The organism is Agrobacterium sp. M50-1 (assembly GCF_049843495.1).
Taxonomy (GTDB): Bacteria; Pseudomonadota; Alphaproteobacteria; order Rhizobiales; family Rhizobiaceae; genus Agrobacterium; species Agrobacterium radiobacter.
This window is the reverse complement of the sequence record NZ_JBBHZH010000002.1, coordinates 494,586-517,302: the sequence shown is the minus strand read 5'-3', so window position 1 is coordinate 517,302 and position 22,717 is coordinate 494,586. Positions and strand designations below refer to the sequence as shown.

Sequence of the window (22,717 nt, the reverse complement as noted above, 5' to 3'; positions counted from 1 at the left end):
ATCGGTCGTCATTGGCCTTTCAACCTGCACAAATTGCTGCCGACAGCAAAACAGGCAGGCAGTCGCCCAGCAAATAAAAGGTGCAACCCTCTAAAAGTGCTTGGCAACCGCGCAAACACTGTCTAAAAATAATGCAAATAACCCTTCTGCATGAAAGATCATCAATTGCATCTTCCGGAGTTGTCAGAACCGTTCAGCATCGGCTCAGTTACGATCCGTAATCGTGCCGTGCTGGCGCCCATGTCGGGCGTCACGGATCTGCCGTTTCGGCAGCTTGCCTGGCGTTATGGTGCGGGTCTCGTCGTGACGGAAATGGTGGCGAGCCGCGAACTTGTCGCTAACAGGGGAGAATCCTGGGCGCGGCTGAAAAATGCCGGCATGGTTCCGCATATGGTGCAGCTTGCCGGGCGCGAGGCGCATTTCATGGCCGAGGCGGCGAAGATCGCGGCCGATAACGGCGCCGGCATCATCGATATCAATATGGGATGTCCGGCCAAGAAGGTGACGGGCGGTTATTCCGGCTCGGCGCTGATGCGTGACCCCGATCACGCGCTCTCGCTGATCGAGGCGACGGTCAATGCGGTCGATGTGCCTGTGACGCTGAAGATGCGGCTGGGCTGGGACGAAAACACCATCAATGCGCCTGATATCGCCCGCCGCGCCCAGGCGGCAGGTGTTCAGCTCATCACCATTCACGGCCGCACCCGCATGCAGTTTTACGAGGGACGGGCGGACTGGAACGCCATCCGCGCCGTTCGCGATGTAATTTCCGTCCCTCTCATCGCCAATGGAGATGTGGAGACCGCCGAAGATGCGCGCGAAATCCTGCGCCGTTCGGGTGCGGATGCCGTCATGGTCGGGCGCGGCGCACAGGGACAACCCTGGCTGCCGGCAGTGCTCGCCGGACATGCAGCACCGCACCGCGACGATATTCCCGCCATTGCCATCGAGCATTACGAAATGATGCTGGAATTTTACGGAATGGAAGCCGGTCTCCGGCATGCCCGCAAACATCTGGGTTGGTATCTCGACCGTTTCGCGCCAGAGATCGCCACGCCAGACAAGGCTCAAATCATGACATCGCGTGACACGGTGGAGGTGGCCGATCTGCTGCGCTCCGCACTTTGCGCAAATGCGGGCGAAGACGCCGCAAGGAAGGCCGCATGAGCGCCGACAAACACAGCCCGGCAGATGCAAACCCGCTTGCCATGGCGGTTCTGAACGCGGTTCAGAATCCCGTCATTCTGGTGGATGCCGAAGGTTTCATCGCGTTTGCCAATTGGGAAGCGGAAGCCTTTTTCGGGGCGAGCGCCTCCCATCTCGCCCGCTATCGCGTCTCCACATTCATTCCCTTCGGCAGCCCGCTTCTGGCGCTGATCGATCAGGTGCGGGAACGCCGCGCGCCGGTGAACGAATATCGGGTCGATCTGAGTTCGCCACGGCTTGGACAGGACAAGCTGGTCGATCTCTATGTAGCGCCTGTTGTCAGCGAGCCGGGTTCGGTTGTCGTCGTCTTCCAGGAACGGTCGATGGCCGACAAGATCGACCGGCAATTGACCCATCGCGCCGCTGCCCGTTCCGTCACCGGCCTTGCCTCGATGCTCGCGCATGAAATCAAGAACCCGCTGTCAGGCATTCGCGGCGCGGCCCAGCTTCTGGAGACATCGGTTGCCGATGAGGACCGGGCGCTGACGCGGCTGATCTGCGATGAGACCGACCGTATCGTTTCGCTGGTCGACCGCATGGAGGTGTTTTCCGACGAGCGGCCGGTGGATCGCGTGCCGGTCAACATCCATTCGGTGCTCGATCATGTGAAGGCCATCGCCAGGGCCGGTTTTGCCCGCAACATCAAGATTTCCGAGAACTATGACCCGTCGCTGCCGCCGGTCTATGCCAATCGTGACCAGCTGGTGCAGGTCTTCCTCAATCTGGTGAAGAATGCGGCCGAAGCCGTCGGTAATCAGCCGGATGGCGAGATATTGCTGACGACGGCCTATCGTCCCGGCATGCGGCTTTCGGTCGCCGGCAGCCGCGAGCGCATCTCGCTGCCGCTCGAATTCTGCGTGCATGACAATGGTCCGGGCGTTCCGGCCGATCTGCTGCCGCATCTCTTCGATCCCTTCATCACCACCAAGACGAATGGTTCGGGCCTGGGCTTGGCGCTTGTCGCCAAGCTGATCGGCGCCCATGGCGGCATTGTCGAATGCGACAGCCAGAACCACCGCACGACTTTCCGCGTATTGATGCCCGTCTCGCCGGAAGTGGCGCTCGACGACATCACCTTGCCGAACACGACAGGAAATGACCCATGACAGCTACGATCCTCGTCGCCGATGATGATGCCGCAATCCGCACCGTTCTGAACCAGGCGCTGAGCCGCGCCGGTTACGACGTGCGCATCACCTCCAATGCCGCAACGCTCTGGCGCTGGGTTTCGGCGGGCGAGGGCGATCTTGTCGTGACCGATGTCGTGATGCCGGATGAAAACGCCTTCGACCTTCTGCCGCGCATCAAGAAGGCCCGTCCGGATCTGCCGGTTCTCGTCATGAGCGCGCAGAACACCTTCATGACCGCCATCAAGGCCTCGGAAAAAGGCGCTTACGACTATCTGCCGAAGCCCTTCGACCTGACGGAACTGATCGCCATCATCGGCCGCGCCCTGTCGGAGCCGAAGCGCAAGCCGGCCAAGCTTGATGACGACATGCAGGATGGCATGCCGCTCGTTGGCCGTTCGGCGGCGATGCAGGAAATCTACCGCGTTCTCGCCCGCCTGATGCAGACCGACCTGACGCTGATGATAACAGGCGAATCCGGTACGGGTAAGGAGCTGGTGGCGCGCGCGCTGCATGATTACGGCAAGCGCCGCAACGGGCCCTTCGTCGCCATCAACATGGCGGCAATCCCGCGCGATCTGATCGAATCCGAACTGTTCGGCCATGAGAAGGGCGCTTTCACCGGCGCGCAGAACCGCTCGACCGGCCGTTTCGAACAGGCCGAGGGCGGCACGCTGTTCCTCGATGAAATCGGCGACATGCCTATGGACGCCCAGACGCGCCTGCTGCGCGTCTTGCAGCAGGGTGAATACACGACCGTCGGCGGACGTACGCCGATCCGCACCGATGTCCGCATCGTCGCCGCCACCAACAAGGATTTGAAGCAGTCGATCAATCAGGGTCTCTTCCGCGAAGACCTCTATTATCGCCTGAACGTCGTGCCGCTGCGCCTGCCGCCGCTGCGCGACCGTGCCGAGGATATTCCCGATCTCGTGCGCCATTTCATCCAGCAGGGTGAAAAGGAAGGATTGGAAGGCAAGCGTTTCGAGACCGAGGCGCTGGAAGTCATGAAGGCCTATGCCTGGCCGGGCAACGTGCGCGAGCTGGAAAACCTGATCCGCCGGCTGATGGCGCTTTATCCGCAGGAAGTCATCACCCGCGAGATCATCGAGCAGGAATTGCAGTCGGATGTCCCGGACAGCCCGCTCGACAAGATGGCGGTCCGTACCGGCTCGCTCACCATTTCGCAGGCGGTCGAGGAAAACATGCGGGATTATTTCGCAAGCTTCGGCGATGGCCTGCCGCCGCCGGGTCTTTATGACCGCGTGCTGCGTGAACTGGAATATCCGTTGATTCTCGCCGCCTTGACGGCGACGCGCGGCAACCAGATCAAGGCTGCCGATCTTCTCGGCCTCAACCGCAATACATTGCGCAAGAAAATCCGCGAGCTTGGAGTTTCCGTGTATCGCAGCTCCCGCCCCAGCTGAGAATGTTGACAAGGTCGCATCTGTCGTTGCATTTTCGCCACATTGTGTTGCTTGGAAAACACTAGGAGGGAGAGATTCGCCGAACTGCGGCGAGTCTTGCCTGACTTCAGGAATGTGGTGCTGGCTGGCCAGCGATTGGGAGTAGTTGATGCGGAAACCCGCCGCCGAAAACGCCGTTGCTGACGAAGCAGCGGGCATGGTGGTTGCCGATCGCAGGATGTCTTTCGCTCTGCCGGGGCTGGTGCTCGCTGGCGTCGCCCTCGTCTGCGCCATTCTCACCCTTTTCGTGCTTCTCGGCGTGACGCCCATTGCGCCGACATCGAATGTCGTCATCGCTTCGGTCGTGATCAATTCGATTTTTGTGATCGGTCTGATTTTCCTGATCGGCCGAGAAATCAACCGCCTGCTGAAAGCGCGCAAAAAGGGCAGGGCGGCGGCGCGTCTGCACGTACGTATCGTCGTGCTGTTCTCCATCGTGGCGATCACGCCCGCCGTGCTTGTCGCCATTTTCGCCAGCCTGACGCTGAATGTCGGTCTCGACCGCTGGTTTTCGCTGCGCACGCAGTCGATCGTCGATTCATCGAGCAACATCGCCCAGGCCTATATGATGGAAAATGCCGGTTATCTTCAGGGCCAGACCCTGTCGATGGCCACCGACCTCGACCGCAACCGCGCGCTTTTTTATCTCGACCGTACCGGCTTCGTTGACCTCATGACCCGTCAGGCCAAGGGACGCGGCCTGCTTGGCGCGTTTCTGGTGCAGGAAGACGGCGACGCCGTCGCGCAGGCCGATATCAAGACGGAAAAACCGCTTCCCGCCATTCCGCATGATGCGCTGGAAAAGGCCGCCGCCGGCCAGCCGACGTTGATCCCGCCTGGCATCACCAACCTCGTTGGCGCCATTATCAAGCTTGAGGGCATCAGCGGCACCTTCCTTTACACCGTACGCGCCGTCGATCCCAAGGTGATGGGCGCGATGCGGTTGATGGAAGAGAACCGCGCCGAATACAAGGCGATGGAGGCAGGCCGCGCGCCGCTGCAGATCGCGTTTGCGATCCTCTATCTCGGTTTCGCGCTGATCGTGCTTCTTGCGGCGATATGGACGGCGATCGCGGTGGCCGACCGTATCGTGCGGCCGATCCGCCTTCTCATCAGCGCCGCCGACAGTGTCGCCACCGGCAACATGCATGTGCTGGTGCCCGTGCGCGCCGTCGACGGCGACGTCGGGCGTCTCTCGCGCACCTTCAACAAGATGGTCTCGGAACTGCGCAGCCAGCAGGACCAGATCATCGAAGCGAAAGACGATATTGACGATCGCCGCCGCTTCATCGAGGCCGTGCTGTCAGGCGTCACCGCCGCTGTCATCGGCGTCGATGAGAACCGCAGGATCACCATCGTCAATCCCTCGGGTGAAGAATTCCTGGCGCAGACCTCCGAGCAGCTTATCGGCGCGCAGCTTTCGGAGATCGCGCCTGAAATCGAACAGGTCGTGACCGAGGCGAATACCTGGTCGCGCGGTAACTTCCGCAAGCAGATCAACATCATGCGGCGCGGCAAGGAGCGGACTCTGAACGTGCAGGTGACCCGCGAGGACGCCCGCGACAGCCGCGACAGCTACGTCATCACGCTCGATGACATTACCGATCTCGTCATTGCCCAGCGCTCGACGGCATGGTCGGATGTGGCGCGCCGCATTGCCCATGAAATCAAGAACCCGCTGACGCCGATCCAGCTTTCCGCCGAGCGCATCAAGCGCCGTTTCGGCAAGCAGATAGACGAGAGCGACCGCGCCATCTTCGACCAGTGTACGGATACCATCGTCCGGCAGGTTGGGGATATCGGCCGGATGGTGGATGAATTCTCGGCTTTTGCGCGTATGCCGAAGCCGACGAAGGAAAAATCGGACCTGCGATCGATACTGAAGGACGCGGCGTTCCTGCGCGAAATCAGCGCCGCCGACACGAAGTTCTCAACAGAGCTGGGCGACATCCCGCTGGAGGGCATGTTCGATGCCCGCATGCTGGGGCAGGCCTTCGGCAATCTCATCAAGAATGCGACGGAAGCGATTGAGGCGGTGGAAGGCGAAAAGCGTCCGGGTAAAATCCTGGTGCGCGCATCCTTCGACGAGGCCAATTCGCGTTTCGTGGCCGATATCATCGACAATGGCCGCGGCCTTCCCGTCGAGAACCGTCACCGCATTCTCGAACCCTATATGACGATGCGGGACAAGGGCACGGGCCTCGGCCTCGCCATCGTGAAGAAGATCATCGAAGAACATGGCGGGTATCTGGAGCTCCATGATGCCCCGGCCGAATTCGACCATGGCCATGGCGCCATGATCCGAGTGCTGCTGCCCTATATCGAGGCGGTCGGCAGCGAAAATAACAAGGAAGCAGCATATGGCGTCTGATATTCTGGTCGTGGATGACGAGGCGGACATTCGCGAAATCGTAGCGGGCATTCTTTCCGACGAGGGGCACGAGACCCGCATGGCGTTCGACAGTGACAGCGCGCTGGCCGCCATTTCGGAACGCGTGCCGCGCCTGATCTTTCTCGACATCTGGATGCAGGGCTCGAAGCTCGACGGTCTGGCGCTGCTGGATGAAATCAAGAGCCGCCACCCTGAAATTCCTGTCGTCATGATTTCCGGTCACGGCAATATCGAAACCGCCGTCAACGCCATCAAGCGTGGCGCTTTCGACTTCATCGAAAAGCCGTTCAAGGCCGACCGGCTGATCCTGATCGCCGAGCGGGCGCTGGAAAACTCCAAGCTGAAGCGCGAGGTTCAGGAACTCAAGAAGCGCACCGGTGACGCGGTTGAACTCGTCGGCGCATCACTTGCCGTGTCGCAGCTTCGCCAGACCATCGACCGGGTCGCCCCCACCAACAGCCGTATCATGATCCTTGGCCCCTCCGGTTCCGGCAAGGAGCTGGTGGCGCGCATGGTGCATAAGAAATCCTCACGCGCCACGGGACCTTTCGTGGCGCTGAATGCGGCGACGATCACGCCGGACCGCATGGAAATCGCGCTTTTCGGTACGGAAGGCCTGCCAGGACAGCCGCGTAAGGTGGGCGCGCTCGAAGAGGCCCATCGCGGTGTTCTCTATCTCGATGAAGTCGGCGAAATGCCGCGCGAAACGCAGAACAAGATCCTGCGCGTGCTGGTCGATCAGCAGTTCGAGCGTGTCGGCGGCGGCAAGCGGGTGAAGGTGGATGTGCGCATCATTTCCTCAACCGCCCATCACCTTGAAAGCCTGATCGCCGAAGGCCAGTTCCGCGAGGACCTCTATCATCGTCTCGCCGTTGTGCCGGTGAAGGTGCCGGCGCTTTCCGAGCGCCGCGAGGATATCCCTTTCCTCGTCGACATGTTCATGCGGCAGATTTCCGAGCAGGCGGGCATCCGCCCGCGCAAGATCGGGGATGACGCCATGGCCGTTCTCCAGACCCACGACTGGCCGGGCAATATCCGCCAGCTTCGCAACAATATCGAGCGGCTGATGATCCTGGCGCGTCCCGAGGGCGGCGAAGCGCCGATCTCGGCCGACATGCTGCCGTCGGATATTGGCGATATGCTGCCGAAGATTTCGGCGCAGGGCGACCAGCACATCATGACCCTGCCGCTGCGCGAAGCGCGTGAAATGTTCGAGCGGGACTACCTGATGGCCCAGATCAACCGCTTCGGCGGCAATATTTCGCGCACGGCGGAATTTGTCGGCATGGAAAGGTCGGCGCTGCATCGCAAACTGAAATCTCTCGGCGTATAAGGGACGAAGGCGCTTCGCCGTAAACGATTATTCCGTCAGAGAGACAGCATGAAAGTCATCATTTGCGGCGCAGGGCAGGTGGGTTACGGCATCGCCGAACAATTGTCGCGGGAAGACAATGAGGTATCTGTCATCGATACCGCCGCACCGCTTATTACCGCCATAACCGAGACGCTGGATGTGCGCGGTTATGTCGGCCATGGCGCTCACCCGGACATGCTGGCCAAGGCCGGCGCCGATCAGGCCGACATGATCATCGCGGTGACGTTGCATGACGAGATCAATATCGTCGCCTGTGAGGTGGCGCATGCGCTCTTCAGCGTGCCGACCAAGATCGCCCGCATCCGCGACCAGAGCTATCTGAAGCCGGAATATGCCGATCTCTTCAGCCGCGAGAACATGTCCATTGACGTGACGATTTCTCCGGAAGTCGAAGTCGGCAAGATGGTGCTGCGGCGTATCGCTTTCCCGGGCGCCACCGACGTCGTGCGATTCGCGGAAGATACGATCTACATGCTGGCCATCGAGTGCATGGAAGATTGCCCTGTCATCAATACGCCGCTGCAGCAACTCTCCAGCCTCTTTCCCGACCTCATCGCCACGGTGGTGGGCGTTTACCGAAATGGTATCCTCAAGGTGGCGCATTCTTCGGAACAGTTGCGGGTGGGCGACCTTGCCTATGTCATCTGCCAGCGCCAGCACGCCCGCCGTACCTTAAGCCTCTTCGGTCACGAGGAGCAGGAAGCGCAGCGCATCGTGATTGCAGGCGCCGGCAACATCGGCCATTTCGTCGCGCGCAAGATCGAGGAGCTGCAGCCGAAAACGCGGGTGAAGATCATCGAGGCCGACCGCGACAGGGCGGTTTCCGCATCCGAGCAGCTGAGCCACACCATTGTCATGCACGGTTCGGCGCTCGATCAGAAAATCCTGATGCAGGCCGATATTCAGGATGCGGACCTGATTGTCACGCTCACCAACAATGACCAGACCAATATTCTGGCCGCCGTGATTGCCAAGCAGCTCGGCTGCAAATCGAATCTGGCGCTCTTGAACAGCACGTCATTCCACGATGTCGCCCGTTCTCTGGGTCTCGATGCCTATATCAACCCCAGGGCAGTGACGATCTCCCGCGTGCTTCAGCATGTGCGCAAGGGTCGCATCCGTTCGGTCTATGCCGTGCAGCGCGGTTCGGCGGAGGTAATCGAGGCGGAGGCGCTGGAGACATCGCCGCTGGTCGGGCAATCGTTCCGCGACATCGACATGCCCGAAGGCGTGCGCATCGGAGCGATCTATCGCGACGGCGTGGTGATCCGTCCTGACGGCAGCACGAAAATCAAGGCGAAAGACCGTGTCGTACTCTTTGCATCCGCCGATGCGGTGCGCGACGTGGAACAACTTTTCCGTGTTTCGATACAATATTTTTGACTGTCCCGAATCGAAAATGCGGGTCAATACTCGTAGTCGTCAGACTGTTTTGACCGTTGCGGAACGGAACATGATTTGATACCAGAGTTTGAGGTCAGCCAAGCGGGGGACAAGACTTGGCCGGCTTATTATTGATTGATTATTTTCCGGTATCCCTGCCGGCAAAAAAGAAAGAAGCGGCGCTATGGCGGAACGTTCTCAAAACCTTCAGGATCTCTTCCTCAATACCGTTCGTAAGCAGAAGATTTCGCTCACGATTTTCCTGATCAACGGCGTCAAGCTGACGGGCGTTGTCACCTCCTTCGACAATTTCTGCGTGCTTTTGCGCCGTGACGGTCATTCGCAGCTGGTCTACAAGCATGCGATCTCCACCATCATGCCCGGCCAGCCGATGCAGATGTTCGAAAGCGAAGAAGGCGCGGCCTGATCGGCTCCCTCGACGGATATTCGATATAGACTGACCCGGATCGGGAACATTTCCCGTTCCGTCAGGTTAGTTCCCATGGCCGCCCGCGCGGATGCGGTCGGCCGCAATCTTCTTTCTGGATAAGGCTGAGCCCATTTCGACGCGCGACACTTCGAACGAATCGATCATTCCGGAGCAGGAGAAGCGCCGCGACGACATGCGCGCGGTTGTCCTCGTGCCCGTCCTCAAGCAGCAGCGCGAAAATCGCGAGGCGGCGGCAGGCCCCGTCGCTCCCGGCCGCTCCGTTGAAGCCAAGCTTGAGGAAGCGAAGGGTCTGGCGCTCGCCATCGATCTGGATGTGACGCAGGGTCTGATCGTTTCGGTCAACCAGCCGCGTCCGGCGACATTGTTCGGCACCGGCAAGATCGAGGAAATCGGCCATCTGCTCGATGAGACCGATTCCGGCCTGGTGATCGTCGATCATCCTCTGACCCCGGTGCAGCAGCGCAATCTCGAAAAGCAGTGGAATGCCAAGGTCATTGACCGCACGGGTCTCATCCTTGAAATCTTCGGCCGACGCGCCTCCACCAAGGAAGGCACGCTGCAGGTCGATCTCGCGCATCTGAATTACCAGAAGGGCCGCCTTGTCAGAAGCTGGACCCACCTTGAACGCCAGCGCGGTGGTGCGGGCTTCATGGGTGGTCCGGGTGAAACGCAGATTGAGGCCGACAGACGATTGCTGCAGGATCGCATCGTCAAGCTCGAAAAGGAGCTGGAGCAGGTGGTGCGCACCCGCCAGCTTCATCGCGCCAAGCGCCGCAAGGTTCCGCATCCGATCGTGGCCCTCGTTGGTTACACCAATGCCGGTAAATCCACGCTGTTCAACCGCATCACCGGTGCGGGCGTTCTGGCGGAGGACATGCTGTTCGCCACGCTCGACCCGACATTACGCCGGATGAAGCTGCCGCATGGTCGCACAGTCATCCTGTCCGATACGGTGGGTTTTATTTCCGACCTGCCGACGCATCTCGTCGCCGCCTTCCGCGCCACGCTGGAAGAGGTGCTGGAAGCCGATCTCGTTCTGCACGTGCGCGACATGTCCGATCCGGATAATGCCGCCCAGTCTGCGGATGTGCTGCGTATTCTCGGCGATCTCGGCATTGACGAGAAGGAAGCCGAAAAGCGCATCATCGAGGTCTGGAACAAGGTCGACCGTCTCGAGCCGGAAGCGCATGACGCCATCATGCAGCGCGCCGAAGGCCGTTCGGATATTCGCGCCGTTTCGGCAATCACGGGTGAGGGCGTCGATGCCCTGATGGACGAGATTTCAAAGCGCCTCTCCGGTGTGCTGACAGAAACGACCGTCGTGCTTTCCGTTGAGCAGCTGCCGCTGATTTCCTGGGTCTACAGCAATTCCATCGTGGATGCCCGTGAAGACCATGAGGACGGATCGGTGGCGCTCGATGTGCGCCTGTCGGAAACGCAGGCCGCCGAGCTGGAGCGCAAGCTTGGTAAAGCGACCGTCCGCGAACGCGAGGACTGGGAGCGCTGAGGTCTTCGAGAACGATGGCGGAGCTTCCCTCACGTCAGCAGTCTCGGGAGCGCCGACGCGCCTGTTTTTCGGACAGATCCGGTTGATCAGGACGAAACTGTATCGAGCGAGCGCTCGATACGTTTTGCCGCCTGCCACAGGTCTTCCATCCGCTCAAGGCTCGCTTCTTCCAGCGTCTCGCCATTTTCGGTGAGCGATGTCTCGATGTGATTGAAACGCCTGCGGAATTTCGTATTGGTGCCGCGCAGCGCATCTTCCGGATCGGCTTTGACGTGCCGGCCGATATTGACGAGGGCAAAGATCAGATCGCCGAGTTCGTCCGAGACTTTCTCCGGTTTCCCCTCCGCCAGCGCCTCACGCAGTTCGGCGATTTCCTCCTCGATCTTGTCGAGAATGGGAGCGGGATCTGACCAGTCGAAACCGGCGCGCGCGGCCTGTTCCTGCAGCTTCAGGGCCTCGGTGAGCGCCGGCTGGCTGCGCTGCACGCCGCCCAGAAAGCCGGCCTTGAAATCCTCGGTGATCCCCCGGCGCGCACGGCGCTCAGCCCGCTCGCGTTTTTCCTCGGCCTTGATCCGGTCCCATTGCAGCTTGACGCTGTCAGGCGTATCGGCCTCGGAGACGGCAAAGACATGCGGGTGGCGGCGGATCATCTTCGCGGTGACGGCCTCGACCACGTCGCCAAAGGCGAATTCACCCCGTTCCTCGGCAATGCGGGCATGGAAAACCACCTGCAACAGAAGGTCGCCCAGCTCCTCACAAAGATCATCCATGTCCTTGCGCTCGATGGCGTCGGCGACTTCGTAAGCTTCTTCGATGGTGTAGGGCTTGATCGTCTCGAAGGTCTGGACGACATCCCACGGGCAACCGGTTTCCGGCTGGCGCAGGGCTTCCATGATCTCGATCAGGCGGGAAATATCCTTCGAGGCTTCCATATGTCTCAAACCTTCGTTCTTCGCTTTTTTGCGCATTATCCTGACGGAAAACCGCCCGGAGACGCTCTAATTCAACGGAATGTCGTTGCCGCTCTTGGACGACTGATAGCTGGTGGAAAGATCGTCGTAAGCGGCCTTGATACGGGCCGTCTGCGCCTTTAGCGTGGTTTTCAGCGGATCGTCTTCGCCCTCCACCAGATCGGCGATGAAGAAAGAGTTCCAGAAGGCGTTATTGCGGCGATAGCCGCCCGGCTCCAGCCCGAAAACTTCCTTCAGGATTTTCAGATCGTGCGGGATCGCGAAAGCGTCGCGTGAATCCTCATGGCTGAAAAAGGAATAGAAATTGTCGAAACCGGCCCAGGTGATGGCGGACATGCACATGGTGCAGGGTTCATGGGTAGAAAGAAAAATCAGCTCCTTCGTGTTCGGCTTCTCGCCCAGCTCGTAAAACCGCTTCAGCGTGTGCACTTCGCCATGCCAAAGCGGGTTTTCCAGCTCGTTATTGGTCTCCGCTATCACCAGCGACAGATCGGATTTTCGCAGGATCGCCGCACCGAACACCTTGTTTCCAAGGCTGACGCCGCGCGCCGTCAAGGGCAGAATATCCTGTTCGATGACATCGAGAAGGCGGGCGGCGAGGGTGTGGCTGGTCAAGGGTCTGATCCTTCGTGCCGCCTCAGGGAAAAGCGGTCTTTGCATGGAGAAATCGACGGATAATCGTTGCTCCTTGTTCGGCGCGGGCACCCGCTTTGTCAAGGGATTCTGAGGGGATTCTCAGGCCTCGCGCAGGCGCGAAAAAGCGGTGCCGGTTTGTTTTCCTCCAAAACCGGGGTCTTCGAGAAATAAAAATCCAGGTGTTGGAAAGGCTTGAATTTCTGTTTCTTCAATCTTGCACCGCAATGCGGGATATATGTCCAATGCACAACGAACATGATTTTTCCGTAGCCGGCGACCGCCTTTCAACCTTCCCCGCCTTCTTCCGGGTTGAGGGACGGCAGGTTGCTGTGTTCGGCAATGGCGATGAGGCCTTCGCGAAGGTGAGGCTTCTTGCCAATACCAATGCGCACATCATCGCCTATGCCGACAGGCCGGAAGCCGATTTTGCCCGTTATCTCACCGAAAACGGTATTGATCATCGGGTGTTGGCTTTCGCTGGCGAGTTGATCGAAGGCGCTACGCTGGTCTTTGCTGCCACTGGCAATGAGGCGCTGGATCGCGACATCGTCACCACCGCCCGTGCCCGGAAAATCCCCGCCAATGCGGTGGATCAGCCTGAATTCTGCGACTTCTTCACCCCGGCGCTTGTCGCCCGTGCGCCTGTCGCCATCGCCATCGGCACTGAAGGGGCAGGGCCTGTGCTCGCCCAGATGATCCGTGCGCGTATCGACCAGATGCTGTCGCCGTCGCTTGGCAAGCTTGCGCGCCTTGCCGTGCAATATCGCGACGCGGCCGAGCGGAATGTTCCCAAGGGAGCCTTGCGGCGCAATTTCTGGCGGCGGTTTTTCTCCGGCGCTGTCGCGAATGCCGTCGCTCTCGGCGATACGCTTTCCGCCCGCGATGCCGCTGACCGTCTGCTGCAATCGCCCGAACGCAGCGAAGGCCGCGTCTGGCTTGTCGGCGCCGGTCCGGGTGCTGAAGACCTGCTGACGCTGCGCGCGCAGCGCGTGCTGATGGAAGCCGACGTCATCGTTTATGATGCACTCGTGCCTCAGGCGATTGTCGATATGGGACGCCGCGATGCCGAAAGGCTGTCTGTCGGCAAGCGCAAAGGTTGCCATACGAAGTCGCAGGACGAGATCAACCGCCTGCTGGTGCGTCTTGGCAAAGACGGCAAGCGTGTCGTCCGCCTCAAATCCGGTGATCCCCTGGTCTATGGCCGGGCGGGCGAGGAAATGGCGGCTCTGCGTAATGCCGGTATCGGTTACGAGATCGTGCCCGGCATCACTTCGGCCTTCGCCGCCGCTGCGGATTTCGAATTGCCGCTGACGCTGCGCGGTGTCGCCTCGTCGCTGATCTTCACCACCGGCCACGATCTGACCGGCGACGTTCTGCCCGACTGGGCGCGTCTTGCCGTTTCCGGCGCGACGATTGCCGTTTACATGGGCCGCAGCGTCGCTGCTTCGGTCGCCACAAGGCTGATAGAGGCGGGTCTCGGCGTGGAGACGACGGTTGCCGTCATCGAAAATGCCAGCCGCGCGGATCGCCGCCTGCTGCATGGCACATTGAACGATCTGCCCGACCTCGAGCATCGCGATGAGCTGACCGGTCCGGTCATGGTCATCATCGGCGATGCGGTGGCGGGCGCCAATTTCGACAGGTCCGAGGCGCTTGCGCTTGCTGCGAGGCCAGTGAACCTTAAACGGGAGTATGCAAATGGCTGACAAGGTTTTGACCGCCAACCGTCTGGGCGATGGTATCGCCGTCTGGCTCGACGCCAATGGCGAATGGACGGAGAACCTGCAGGGCGCGATCGTTGCGCGCCATGCGGAGGCCGTCGCCTCGTTCGAGGAAATCGGCAAGCGCGATTTTTCCGCCAACAAGGTCGTTGACGTGAATATCGTCGATGTCATTGAGGAGAACGGCAAGCTCTGGCCGACGCGGCTTCGCGAGCGCATTCGCGCCGCCGGCCCGACCATGCACTATGCCAACGGCTTCAAGCCGGCCGATGCAGCATTTATCGCAGTCTGAGGAAGAATATGTACCGTTACGACGAATTCGATCACGCATTTGTTGAAGGCCGCGTGGCACAGTTTCGCGATCAGGTCGAGCGCCGGCTGTCCGGTGAACTGGCCGAGGACGCGTTCAAGCCGCTGCGCCTGATGAACGGCGTCTATCTCCAGCTCCATGCCTATATGCTGCGCGTCGCCATTCCCTACGGTACGCTGAATTCCAAGCAGATGCGGATGCTGGCCCATATCGCCCGCAAATATGACCGGGGTTACGGCCACTTCACCACCCGCCAGAACATCCAGTACAACTGGCCACGCCTTTCCGACACGCCGGATATCCTGTCCGAACTGGCGAGCGTGGAAATGCATGCGCTGCAGACTTCAGGCAACTGCATTCGCAATGTGACCGCCGATCATTTCGCCGGTGCTGCGGCTGACGAAGTCGCCGATCCGCGCCCCTATGCGGAAATCCTGCGTCAATGGTCTTCCGTCCATCCGGAATTCTCGTTCCTGCCGCGCAAGTTCAAGATCGCGGTCACGGGCGCCGAGCGCGACCGCGCCGCCATTCAGGTTCACGATATCGGTCTGCACCTGAAAAAGAACGACAGGGGTGAGATCGGTTTTGCCGTTTATGTCGGTGGCGGGCAGGGCCGCACGCCCATGATCGCCAAGAAAATCCGTGACTTCCTGCCGGAAGAAGATCTCCTGTCTTACACGACCGCGATCATGCGCGTTTATAACCTGCACGGCCGCCGAGACAACAAATACAAGGCGCGTATCAAGATCCTCGTGCACGAAACCGGTGCGGAAGAACTGGCCCGCCAGGTCGAGTTGGAATTCGCGGAACTGAAAAACACCGAATTGAAGCTTCCGGATGCGGATATCGCGGCCATCACCGCCTATTTCGCGCCGCCGGCATTGAAGGACCGCCCTGAAGGCTGGGAAAGCCTGGCGCGCTGGAAGCGGGCGGATGAGGGCTTTGCCCGCTTCGTCGAGCAGAATGTCGCGCCGCACAAACATCCTGACTACGGCATGGTGACGATCTCGCTGAAGCCAATCGGCGGCATCCCCGGCGATGCGACCGACGAGCAGATGGAACTCGTTGCCGATATCGCGGCGGAATATGCCTTCGATGAAATCCGCATCAGCCACGAGCAGAACATCATCCTGCCACATGTGGCGCTGGCCGATCTCGAGCCGGTCTATCGCGCGCTGGTGGGTGCGGGGCTGGCAACCGCCAATGCTGGGCTCATCACCGATATCATTGCCTGTCCCGGGCTGGACTATTGCGCGCTTGCCAATGCGCGCTCCATTCCGGTGGCGCAGGAAATTTCCACCCGTTTCGGCGCACCGGAACGTCAGGCGGAAATCGGCGAGCTGAAGATCAAGATTTCCGGCTGCATCAATGCCTGCGGCCACCACCATGTCGGCCATATCGGCCTTCTGGGCGTGGAAAAGAAGGGTGCCGAACTCTACCAGATCACGCTTGGCGGGTCGGGTGATGAAAACACCTCGATCGGCGAGATCATCGGCCGTGGTTTTGAGCCGGAAAAGGTGACAGATGCGGTGGAAACCATCGTCGACACCTATCTGGGCTTGCGCCTTTCGAAGGAGGAGAACTTCCTCGAAGCCTATCGCCGCGTCGGACCGCAGCCATTCAAGGATGCGCTCTACGGTTCCGCTGCTGAAGCCGCCTGAGGAGATTGCCATGACGAAAATCTGGAACCGCGACGGCTTCGTGGAAAACGATCCCTGGGTGATTGAAACCGAGGAAGTGAAGGCAACAGCCGAGCAAAAGCCGGTACTGCCGCTTGCCGATTTCCTCGTCCGCGCCGCTGAAAGCAACGATATCGGCCTCGGCGTTCTCATCGCTCCGGCTGACGATGTCCTCAGGCTCGAACCCTATCTCGACCGTATCGACCTCGTCGCCGTCAGCTTTCCTGCATTCAATGACGGTCGTGGTTTCAGCCACGCTTCGCTGCTGCGCAGCCGTCTAAATTTTGCGGGCGAGGTGAGGGCGGTTGGCGATGTGCTGATCGACCAGGTGCCGCTGAAGCTGCGCACCGGCTTTTCAAGCTTTGCGGTGACGAACGACACGGCGATCCGTCGCCTGTCCGAAAATCGCCTGCCGGAAATCCCGGTCTATTACCAGCCGACGGCCCGGCCGGCGAGTGGTGGCGAGGCCTATAGCTGGCGTCGCCGTGCGGCCCAATGACACGTTGCGTGGAAATATGAGTTTAGGATACATATTTTCTGCGCATGGCAGTATTGACATTCTCATGCCTTCAAACCGGAGCAAAAATGGTATAATTGCCCGGACGGAGAATGTCGCTTATCGAATGAACGGACGGAACCTGAAATGAACGCGCCAGCCAAGACGGAAGATTTCGCGATCAAGATACCTGATGGTGTTTACGCCGAGACGGTTTTGTCGGTGGAGCATTATACGGATCACCTGTTCCGTTTCCGCATGACGCGTCCGGCCGGCTTCCGTTTCCGCTCTGGCGAATTCGCGATGATCGGACTGATGGTCGGCGAAAAGCCGATCTACCGCGCCTATTCCATCGCCAGCCCCGCCTGGGACGAGGAACTGGAATTTTTCTCGATCAAGGTTCCCGATGGCCCGCTGACCTCCCATCTGCAGGCGATCAAGCCCGGCGATACCGTGCTGATGCGCAAGAAGCCGACAGGCACGCTGGTTCTGGATGCGCTGACACCGGGCAGACGGCTCTACATGTTCTCGACCGGCACCGGCATTGCGCCTTTTGCGAGCCTGATACGCGACCCGGAGACCTATGAGAAGTTCGAAGAGGTCATCCTCACCCATACCTGCCGCGATGTGGCCGAACTGAAATACGGTTTCGATCTGGTCGAGGAAATCAGGAACCATGAATTCCTGAGCGAAATCGTCGGCGACAAGCTCAAGCATTACGCGACCGTCACCCGCGAGGATTACCCCTTCAAGGGCCGTATCACCACGCTGATCGAGAACGGCAAGCTGTTTACGGATCTCGGTGTTCCCGCACTCGATCCCGAAATCGATCGCGGCATGATCTGCGGATCCTCAGCGATGTTGAAGGACACCAAGGAACTGCTTGAAAAGGCCGGCCTTACTGAAGGCGCCAACAACAAGCCTGCCGAGTTCGTCATCGAGCGCGCTTTCGTCGGCTGATTGCACTAAGAAACTATGAGATTTCCGGAGGCCGTCAGGCCTCCTTTTTATTTGTCGACCTCAGTTCTGCTATTGAGAAACTGCGTCGTCATTCTGTTTCGGCGCTATCTCGTTGCGATAGATAAGAAAAAGCCCGATGGCGATAGCGGCAACGCCGCCGCCGACGAGATGCGACAGCGAATAACCGCCCTTCGTCACCAGCCAGCCTGCAACGACATTGCTGAATGATGCGCCGATGCCCTGAACCATCATGACGCTGGCAAGGCCGACATTAAAACGGCCGGTGCCCTTTAAAATCCTCTCCACCGCAACGGGGGTGACGATGCCGAGCAGGCCGGCGCCAACGCCGTCAAGAAACTGCACCGGGAAGATGACCCAGAAATCCGTAAAGGCTGAGGCAAGAAGACCTCGTATGGGCAGGGCGACCAGTGCGACGATAAACACGGTCGAGAGACCGAAACGGCGTATCAGCCATGGGGCCATTGCGGCGACGAAGATCATCGCGAATTGCGCGACGCCGGTAATGATCGCGGTAGTGCGGAAGGGCGTCTGCAATTCGATGGCGAAATCCTGCGCGATCAACCGGCCCATCGGCGCGTTGCCGAAGTGGAAGATAAGCATAATGATGGCGAGAAAGATCAGCCCGCGCTCCTGCAGCAGCACCTTGATGCCGGATGGACCGGGTTCCCCCTTGTCTTCGGCAAGGCCGCGGGCGACCTTGTGGTCGATTCGATCAGGGTCGATGGCCGCCGTCGCGACCAATGCGCCTGCGGCAGTCAGCAGCATGAGGCCGATGATGCCGTTCATGCCAAAGAAGGTGACCACCACATAGGTCGCGAAAAGCGAGGCGAAATTGCCGCCATGGTTCCAGAATTCGTTGCGCGAGATCTGATGGGAGAACAGGCGCTCACCGACCAGGCCGAGTGTGAGGCCGGCAAGCGCAGGTCCGACCACTGCGCCGACAACCGCCGTCATGATCTGACCGGTCCAGACGATCCATGCATCCGGAAAGATCAGCGTGATCAGCGCGCCGATGGTCACGAGGACGACTGGAATGGCAATCAGAGTCCTCTTCCACGTGGTACCATCCACCAGCGCACCGCATAGCGGTGTGGCAAGCAGACCGACGAGGCCTCCGACCGTGGCGATCATGCCTAGTGAAAGCGAAGACCAGCCCTGCGTCGCCAAAAATGCATCCAGAAACGGCCCAAGGCCGTCGCGGGCATCGGCGAGAAAAAAATCAGCGCTGCAAGAGCAAAAAGCGTGCGGTCTGAAATGCCACCGCTGCGGGGCAGACCACCGGAAGGAAGGCTGCCGCGCGGTGCCGAAATGCCGATAGTCGTCATGAAATATGCTCCGAAAAATATGCAAGAGCTGATCGGAAATTGATCGAGGCTGGCGAGAAACATCTGTGCCCGCATTTGGTTGCATTGACACGACAGAAACATAAGTCCTTCGATATTTTGCCCTTTGCAGAATAGGCCGGAGGAACGTTTCGCGGTGCAAGCGAGTTAGTCTTTGAGGAAAAAACGGATACTCGCCATGAAGACCAAGGCTCTCGCAATTTTATTTTCCGCCGGATTGCTCGGCGCACAGCCCGCGCATGCCGATGAACGCGAATTCCTCTCGTCGCTGAAAGGCACATGGGCGGGCAAGGGAACCGTGATTACCCGCATCGGCACGCCGCCAATCAACGTAAACTGCACGCTGAATTCCAATGCGGGGGCATCGTCGCTCAACATGTCCGGCACTTGCCGGGGACTTCTCGTCGTAAGGCGCGCAATCGCCGCCGATCTCTCGGCGAAGGGTGGCCGCTATAGCGGCGCCTATACCGGTCCTTCCGGTCGCCCGTCTGCCCTTTCGGGCACAAGGCGGGGAAATGCGATCAACCTCACGGTTCGCTGGAACCGGGATATCAACGGTGACCGCATCGCCGCCATGACCATCGAGAAGGTTGGCGCCAATGGCCTGCGCCTGCGCACCACCGACAAGGATGGCCGGACCGGCAAGACGGTGGTGACGAGTGATATACGGCTGGTGCGCTGACGCAGCAGGCCGTGAAAAATGACGGATGATGTTGCTCGGTGTCTTCAGCTGAATTCGAGCAGCAAAGGGCAGTGATCCGAGACCTCCGGCTGCCTCACCACATCGAAGTGATCGACCTTCACCGCCGGATTGACCAGCATGTAGTCGGCATAACGGTTGTCTTTGGCATAATGCAAGGTCCGGGTATCGGTAAAGCCGCGTGTCGTGACGAGCTCGACGAGATTCAGTTCCTTCAGCACGGTGAAGGTTTCACTGTCAGGCAGCACATTAAAATCACCGCAGACGATGATCCGGTCGCCATCTTCAGCAATGTTTTTGACAAGTTGCACAAGGCGTTTTGCCTGCGCCAGGCGGGCAGGGATATCGTGTTTGCCGTTGGGATCGCGCAGCCCGTGCATATGGGCAATGACGGCCGGCTGACCGGTCGTGAAGTCGAAGACCCTGATGGCGTGACCCGTGCGCGAGCGCGGGTGATCTCCATATCCGTCCGCAGAGAAGCTGCCGTGTACGAACCCTTGCGCCTGCGCAACGATGGCGATGGACTTACGCACAAAGGTCGCCAGCCCCCATTGGGAAGAATATCGTGTCTCGCCGTGCCAGAGATCGCCCAGCGCCGCCGGGCAGAAGATCGCCAGATGATCCGGCAAGGCCCCGGCGATATCGTGGAAGAAGTTCGCCCTCTGCGGCAGGTCAATGCCGTGATCGCGGTAGCTCAGCCAGTCCTGCCTGGCAGTCGGCGTGTGCACCACCTCTTGCAGGCACAGAATATCGGGATCGGATGAGGCGATATAGGGAACAAGCTCGTCATGAAGCTTTCCGCCCCAACCATTCAGGCAAATCAGACGCATTTACACTCCATCCCCGCTTGATTGCACATCCGGTTTATCATGGAACGCGTGACGATCAATCGTGTGTGGCGAGGTCTTTAAATCTTGGCGCTGCAACGGAAAAGGCCCGGAGCGATCCGGGCCTCTGTATGTGCCAGTCGTCTGCCGTTTCGCTATATTACATCTTCGGCAGCAGCACCTTGTCTATGACGTGAATGACGCCGTTGGATTGCTTGACGTCCGCGATGGTGACGTGCGCAACCGTGCCGTTCTCATCCGTCAGGGTAATTTTGCCCATGCTTTCCTTGGCTTTGAGCACACAGCCGCCGACGGTCTTCACATCATGCTCGCCTTTGTCGTCCTTGATCATTTTTTCGATGGCGGGTGAAAGTGCGTTGGCGGCAACCACGTGGCAGGTCAGCACTTTGACCAGCTTTTCCTTGTTCTCCGGCTTCAGAAGATCATCGACCGCACCCTTCGGAAGGGCCGCAAAAGCTTCGTTGGTCGGTGCGAACACCGTGAACGGACCTTTGCCTTGAAGCGTTTCGACAAGACCGGCGGCCTTCACCGCTGCGACGAGCGTGGTGTGGTCTTTCGAGTTCATCGCATTTTCAACGATGTTCTTGTTCTCGAACATCGCGGCGCCGCCAACCTTGGGGTTTGCGGCATAAGCGGAAACCATGCCGATGGAAAGAGCTGCGGCCAGCGTCAGGGCGCGAACAGAAACTTTGTACATTGTTATTCCTCCTTGGTGACATCCTCGCCCCGAAAGGTAGTCCTTCCAGTGGCCGCTATCGGTCATCCGTAGCAACACAAGAGACGGAGGTTGGCCCCGCGAAGTTTCAGGCAAGCCAGGAAAAATGATAAGTATCTGATTTTAAAAAGGATTAACTGCGTGCCTGTTACAGGCGACGCGCAGTACCCGAAGCCACGATCGGGCCGGTGGGAAGGCCGGTGGGCGAACCACCGAACGGTTCAAGGCTGACGGCGAATACCGAACCTTCGCCGAGACTACCCTGTATCCCGGGCGAAATGACCATGTCGGCATCAACGGCCGCATTGATGATGCCGAGCGATTTCGGATTGCCTGCCGGCGGCACCAGCCACAGTTCGAGCGACCGGCGTTCACCGCCATCTGCTGCAACGGGCGTGATCTTCAGGCGTCCGCTCGACGCGTCGTAAGACGCCGCGAGATCGATCACGTTGCCGGGGGCTGTGAGGTTGGCAACGAGCAGCGCCGCCTGCCTGCCAGTAGGCGGAAGCATACCTGATACAAAGACTATCGCGACGACAGCCGCAAGCGACGAGACAAGCGATACGCCGCGCCAGAAGACGAGCGACTGCCAGAGCGAACCGGCGGCATTATCGGGGCGGTCGGCGAACAGGCGCTGTTCGATGCGGTTAAACACCGAGGCATCGGGGGCAATCTCGCCATAGGCATCGTTGAACGTCACGGTGTCGCTCTGCCAGCGCTCCACATGGCGCTGAAAGTCGGCGTCATCAGCCATGCGCCTTTCGACCATCTGGCGCCTTTCCAGCGAAAGAAGGCCGAGCACGTATTCAGCCGCCAGGACTTCATCCTGCGGACTGATGCCATGACTATGTGCGCCCGATGTCATCATTCCATGCATTCTCTCAGTTTCAGCAGGTGCGGCGAAGCCATGTCCGCACCGTGTTGAGCGGCGCGTTCATCTCCTCCGCCAGTTCCGCATAACTCAAACCCTCCACATAGGCTCGCCGCACGGCAGCAGCCTGATCCGGCCGCAACTCCTCCCTGCATCTATCAATCCGCCGGCCTTCATCGCGCATCAAGATTTGCATTTCCGGGTCGGGGGATCGATTGGTCTTCAAGGTCCAGCACGATATCGATGTCGTCGCTCACGGGTTTTCGCGCCCGGATGAGGTCGATAGATTTTCTGTAGCGCCTCCGCATCCGTCTGGTCTTTCAAGATACGGATGCAGATCGCAAAAAGTTTCGGGCTGGTTGCCTGATAAAATGCGGAGCGGTCTTCGAGCGCAACGCGCCCGATCAGGACAGCAATCTGGTCGCCTTGCATCCTCGCACTTGTTAGACAAGCAGGATCGAAAAACACAGGCCCTTGCAGCGAGAAAGCCCGGTTAGGCCCGCACTGCGATTTCTTCATGAAAAAGGCCCGGATTCCTC

General features: G+C 59.6%; 19 protein-coding genes and 2 pseudogenes. 14 read left to right on the top strand and 7 right to left on the bottom strand.

Annotated elements, in window-relative coordinates; translation table 11 throughout:
- Nucleotides 1-150 precede the first annotated feature (150 nt).
- From dusB to hflX, 8 genes are all read left to right on the top strand, one after another.
- Nucleotides 151-1,167 carry a tRNA dihydrouridine synthase DusB gene (dusB, locus tag WDZ78_RS06660; RefSeq protein WP_425672616.1) on the top strand — a complete coding sequence of 339 codons (1,017 nt, stop codon included), beginning with the start codon at nucleotides 151-153 and terminating at the stop codon, nucleotides 1,165-1,167.
- Nucleotides 1,164-2,312, top strand: a complete 1,149-nt coding sequence (locus WDZ78_RS06655) for a two-component system sensor histidine kinase NtrB (RefSeq protein WP_425672615.1) — start codon at nucleotides 1,164-1,166, stop codon at nucleotides 2,310-2,312. Before dusB ends, WDZ78_RS06655 begins: the two co-directional genes overlap by 4 nt.
- Nucleotides 2,309-3,760, top strand: coding sequence for a nitrogen regulation protein NR(I) (gene ntrC, locus WDZ78_RS06650; protein ID WP_020012463.1), 1,452 nt, complete (start codon nucleotides 2,309-2,311; stop codon nucleotides 3,758-3,760). Before WDZ78_RS06655 ends, ntrC begins: the two co-directional genes overlap by 4 nt.
- A gap of 148 nt (nucleotides 3,761-3,908) precedes the next feature.
- The gene (locus WDZ78_RS06645) at nucleotides 3,909-6,170 is read left to right on the top strand and encodes a sensor histidine kinase NtrY-like (RefSeq protein ID WP_020012464.1); all 2,262 of its coding nucleotides are present in this window, start codon (nucleotides 3,909-3,911) and stop codon (nucleotides 6,168-6,170) included.
- On the top strand, nucleotides 6,160-7,524 hold the full coding sequence (locus WDZ78_RS06640; RefSeq protein ID WP_006315356.1) for a sigma-54-dependent transcriptional regulator: 1,365 nt from the start codon (nucleotides 6,160-6,162) through the stop codon (nucleotides 7,522-7,524). The genes WDZ78_RS06645 and WDZ78_RS06640 overlap by 11 nt, the downstream gene beginning before the upstream one ends.
- A 48-nt stretch (nucleotides 7,525-7,572) precedes the next feature.
- Nucleotides 7,573-8,949, top strand: coding sequence for a Trk system potassium transporter TrkA (gene trkA, locus WDZ78_RS06635; protein ID WP_020012465.1), 1,377 nt, complete (start codon nucleotides 7,573-7,575; stop codon nucleotides 8,947-8,949).
- Between the two features lie 184 nt (nucleotides 8,950-9,133).
- Nucleotides 9,134-9,376: an RNA chaperone Hfq gene (hfq, locus tag WDZ78_RS06630; RefSeq protein WP_003496145.1), complete on the top strand. Its 243-nt coding sequence runs from the start codon at nucleotides 9,134-9,136 to the stop codon at nucleotides 9,374-9,376.
- A 91-nt stretch (nucleotides 9,377-9,467) separates the two neighbouring features.
- Entirely contained in the window at nucleotides 9,468-10,907 is a 1,440-nt protein-coding gene (gene hflX, locus WDZ78_RS06625) for a GTPase HflX (RefSeq protein WP_020012466.1), read from the top strand.
- 86 nt (nucleotides 10,908-10,993) lie between these two features.
- Here the strand turns inward: hflX and mazG are convergent, their stop codons facing one another.
- Nucleotides 10,994-11,839: a nucleoside triphosphate pyrophosphohydrolase gene (gene mazG, locus WDZ78_RS06620; RefSeq protein WP_425672702.1), complete on the bottom strand. Its 846-nt coding sequence runs from the start codon at nucleotides 11,837-11,839 to the stop codon at nucleotides 10,994-10,996.
- Between the two features lie 66 nt (nucleotides 11,840-11,905).
- Entirely contained in the window at nucleotides 11,906-12,538 is a 633-nt protein-coding gene (locus WDZ78_RS06615; protein ID WP_425672614.1) for a deaminase, read from the bottom strand.
- Nucleotides 12,539-12,756: 218 nt separating this feature from the next.
- On the opposite strand from WDZ78_RS06615, the gene cysG reads away from it, so the two are divergent.
- From cysG to WDZ78_RS06590, 5 genes are all read left to right on the top strand, one after another.
- On the top strand, nucleotides 12,757-14,220 hold the full coding sequence (gene cysG, locus WDZ78_RS06610; RefSeq protein WP_425672613.1) for a siroheme synthase CysG: 1,464 nt from the start codon (nucleotides 12,757-12,759) through the stop codon (nucleotides 14,218-14,220).
- Nucleotides 14,213-14,527 (top strand): DUF2849 domain-containing protein, encoded by a 315-nt coding sequence (locus WDZ78_RS06605; protein WP_020012470.1) that lies wholly within the window; start codon nucleotides 14,213-14,215, stop codon nucleotides 14,525-14,527. Before cysG ends, WDZ78_RS06605 begins: the two co-directional genes overlap by 8 nt.
- Nucleotides 14,528-14,535: 8 nt before the next feature.
- Complete coding sequence (locus WDZ78_RS06600; protein ID WP_425672612.1) at nucleotides 14,536-16,206, top strand: nitrite/sulfite reductase; 1,671 nt, start codon at nucleotides 14,536-14,538, stop codon at nucleotides 16,204-16,206.
- A 10-nt stretch (nucleotides 16,207-16,216) separates the two neighbouring features.
- Nucleotides 16,217-16,723, top strand: coding sequence for a DUF934 domain-containing protein (locus WDZ78_RS06595; protein WP_425672611.1), 507 nt, complete (start codon nucleotides 16,217-16,219; stop codon nucleotides 16,721-16,723).
- Between the two features lie 144 nt (nucleotides 16,724-16,867).
- A complete protein-coding gene (locus WDZ78_RS06590) occupies nucleotides 16,868-17,680 on the top strand; it encodes a ferredoxin--NADP reductase (RefSeq protein WP_020012473.1) in 813 nt (270 codons plus the stop codon).
- Nucleotides 17,681-17,749: 69 nt separating this feature from the next.
- On the opposite strand, the pseudogene WDZ78_RS06585 reads toward WDZ78_RS06590, so the two are convergent.
- Nucleotides 17,750-19,089, bottom strand: a pseudogene (locus WDZ78_RS06585) (MFS transporter).
- A gap of 133 nt (nucleotides 19,090-19,222) precedes the next feature.
- On the opposite strand from WDZ78_RS06585, the gene WDZ78_RS06580 reads away from it, so the two are divergent.
- Nucleotides 19,223-19,726: a hypothetical protein gene (locus WDZ78_RS06580; protein ID WP_425672610.1), complete on the top strand. Its 504-nt coding sequence runs from the start codon at nucleotides 19,223-19,225 to the stop codon at nucleotides 19,724-19,726.
- A gap of 44 nt (nucleotides 19,727-19,770) precedes the next feature.
- On the opposite strand, the gene WDZ78_RS06575 is transcribed toward WDZ78_RS06580, so the two are convergent.
- From WDZ78_RS06575 to WDZ78_RS06560, 4 genes and pseudogenes are all read right to left on the bottom strand, one after another.
- Nucleotides 19,771-20,574 (bottom strand): endonuclease/exonuclease/phosphatase family protein, encoded by an 804-nt coding sequence (locus WDZ78_RS06575; protein ID WP_425672609.1) that lies wholly within the window; start codon nucleotides 20,572-20,574, stop codon nucleotides 19,771-19,773.
- 157 nt (nucleotides 20,575-20,731) lie between these two features.
- Nucleotides 20,732-21,289 (bottom strand): fasciclin domain-containing protein, encoded by a 558-nt coding sequence (locus WDZ78_RS06570; protein WP_425672608.1) that lies wholly within the window; start codon nucleotides 21,287-21,289, stop codon nucleotides 20,732-20,734.
- 166 nt (nucleotides 21,290-21,455) lie between these two features.
- Nucleotides 21,456-22,175 carry an anti-sigma factor gene (locus WDZ78_RS06565; protein WP_425672607.1) on the bottom strand — a complete coding sequence of 240 codons (720 nt, stop codon included), beginning with the start codon at nucleotides 22,173-22,175 and terminating at the stop codon, nucleotides 21,456-21,458.
- Nucleotides 22,172-22,610 (bottom strand): annotated as a pseudogene (locus WDZ78_RS06560) (sigma-70 family RNA polymerase sigma factor). The gene WDZ78_RS06565 and the pseudogene WDZ78_RS06560 overlap by 4 nt, the downstream one beginning before the upstream one ends.
- Nucleotides 22,611-22,717 lie beyond the last annotated feature (107 nt).

Bases quoted from the DNA above. Each gene is read 5' to 3' on its own strand.
- dusB (WP_425672616.1), top strand. From the start codon at position 151: ATGAAAGATCATCAATTGCATCTTCCGGAGTTGTCAGAACCGTTCAGC.
- WDZ78_RS06655 (WP_425672615.1), top strand. From the start codon at position 1,164: ATGAGCGCCGACAAACACAGCCCGGCAGATGCAAACCCGCTTGCCATG.
- ntrC (WP_020012463.1), top strand. From the start codon at position 2,309: ATGACAGCTACGATCCTCGTCGCCGATGATGATGCCGCAATCCGCACC.
- WDZ78_RS06645 (WP_020012464.1), top strand. From the start codon at position 3,909: ATGCGGAAACCCGCCGCCGAAAACGCCGTTGCTGACGAAGCAGCGGGC.
- WDZ78_RS06640 (WP_006315356.1), top strand. From the start codon at position 6,160: ATGGCGTCTGATATTCTGGTCGTGGATGACGAGGCGGACATTCGCGAA.
- trkA (WP_020012465.1), top strand. From the start codon at position 7,573: ATGAAAGTCATCATTTGCGGCGCAGGGCAGGTGGGTTACGGCATCGCC.
- hfq (WP_003496145.1), top strand. From the start codon at position 9,134: ATGGCGGAACGTTCTCAAAACCTTCAGGATCTCTTCCTCAATACCGTT.
- hflX (WP_020012466.1), top strand. From the start codon at position 9,468: ATGCGGTCGGCCGCAATCTTCTTTCTGGATAAGGCTGAGCCCATTTCG.
- mazG (WP_425672702.1), bottom strand. From the start codon at position 11,839: ATGGAAGCCTCGAAGGATATTTCCCGCCTGATCGAGATCATGGAAGCC.
- WDZ78_RS06615 (WP_425672614.1), bottom strand. From the start codon at position 12,538: ATGCAAAGACCGCTTTTCCCTGAGGCGGCACGAAGGATCAGACCCTTG.
- cysG (WP_425672613.1), top strand. From the start codon at position 12,757: ATGCACAACGAACATGATTTTTCCGTAGCCGGCGACCGCCTTTCAACC.
- WDZ78_RS06605 (WP_020012470.1), top strand. From the start codon at position 14,213: ATGGCTGACAAGGTTTTGACCGCCAACCGTCTGGGCGATGGTATCGCC.
- WDZ78_RS06600 (WP_425672612.1), top strand. From the start codon at position 14,536: ATGTACCGTTACGACGAATTCGATCACGCATTTGTTGAAGGCCGCGTG.
- WDZ78_RS06595 (WP_425672611.1), top strand. From the start codon at position 16,217: ATGACGAAAATCTGGAACCGCGACGGCTTCGTGGAAAACGATCCCTGG.
- WDZ78_RS06590 (WP_020012473.1), top strand. From the start codon at position 16,868: ATGAACGCGCCAGCCAAGACGGAAGATTTCGCGATCAAGATACCTGAT.
- WDZ78_RS06580 (WP_425672610.1), top strand. From the start codon at position 19,223: ATGAAGACCAAGGCTCTCGCAATTTTATTTTCCGCCGGATTGCTCGGC.
- WDZ78_RS06575 (WP_425672609.1), bottom strand. From the start codon at position 20,574: ATGCGTCTGATTTGCCTGAATGGTTGGGGCGGAAAGCTTCATGACGAG.
- WDZ78_RS06570 (WP_425672608.1), bottom strand. From the start codon at position 21,289: ATGTACAAAGTTTCTGTTCGCGCCCTGACGCTGGCCGCAGCTCTTTCC.
- WDZ78_RS06565 (WP_425672607.1), bottom strand. From the start codon at position 22,175: ATGATGACATCGGGCGCACATAGTCATGGCATCAGTCCGCAGGATGAA.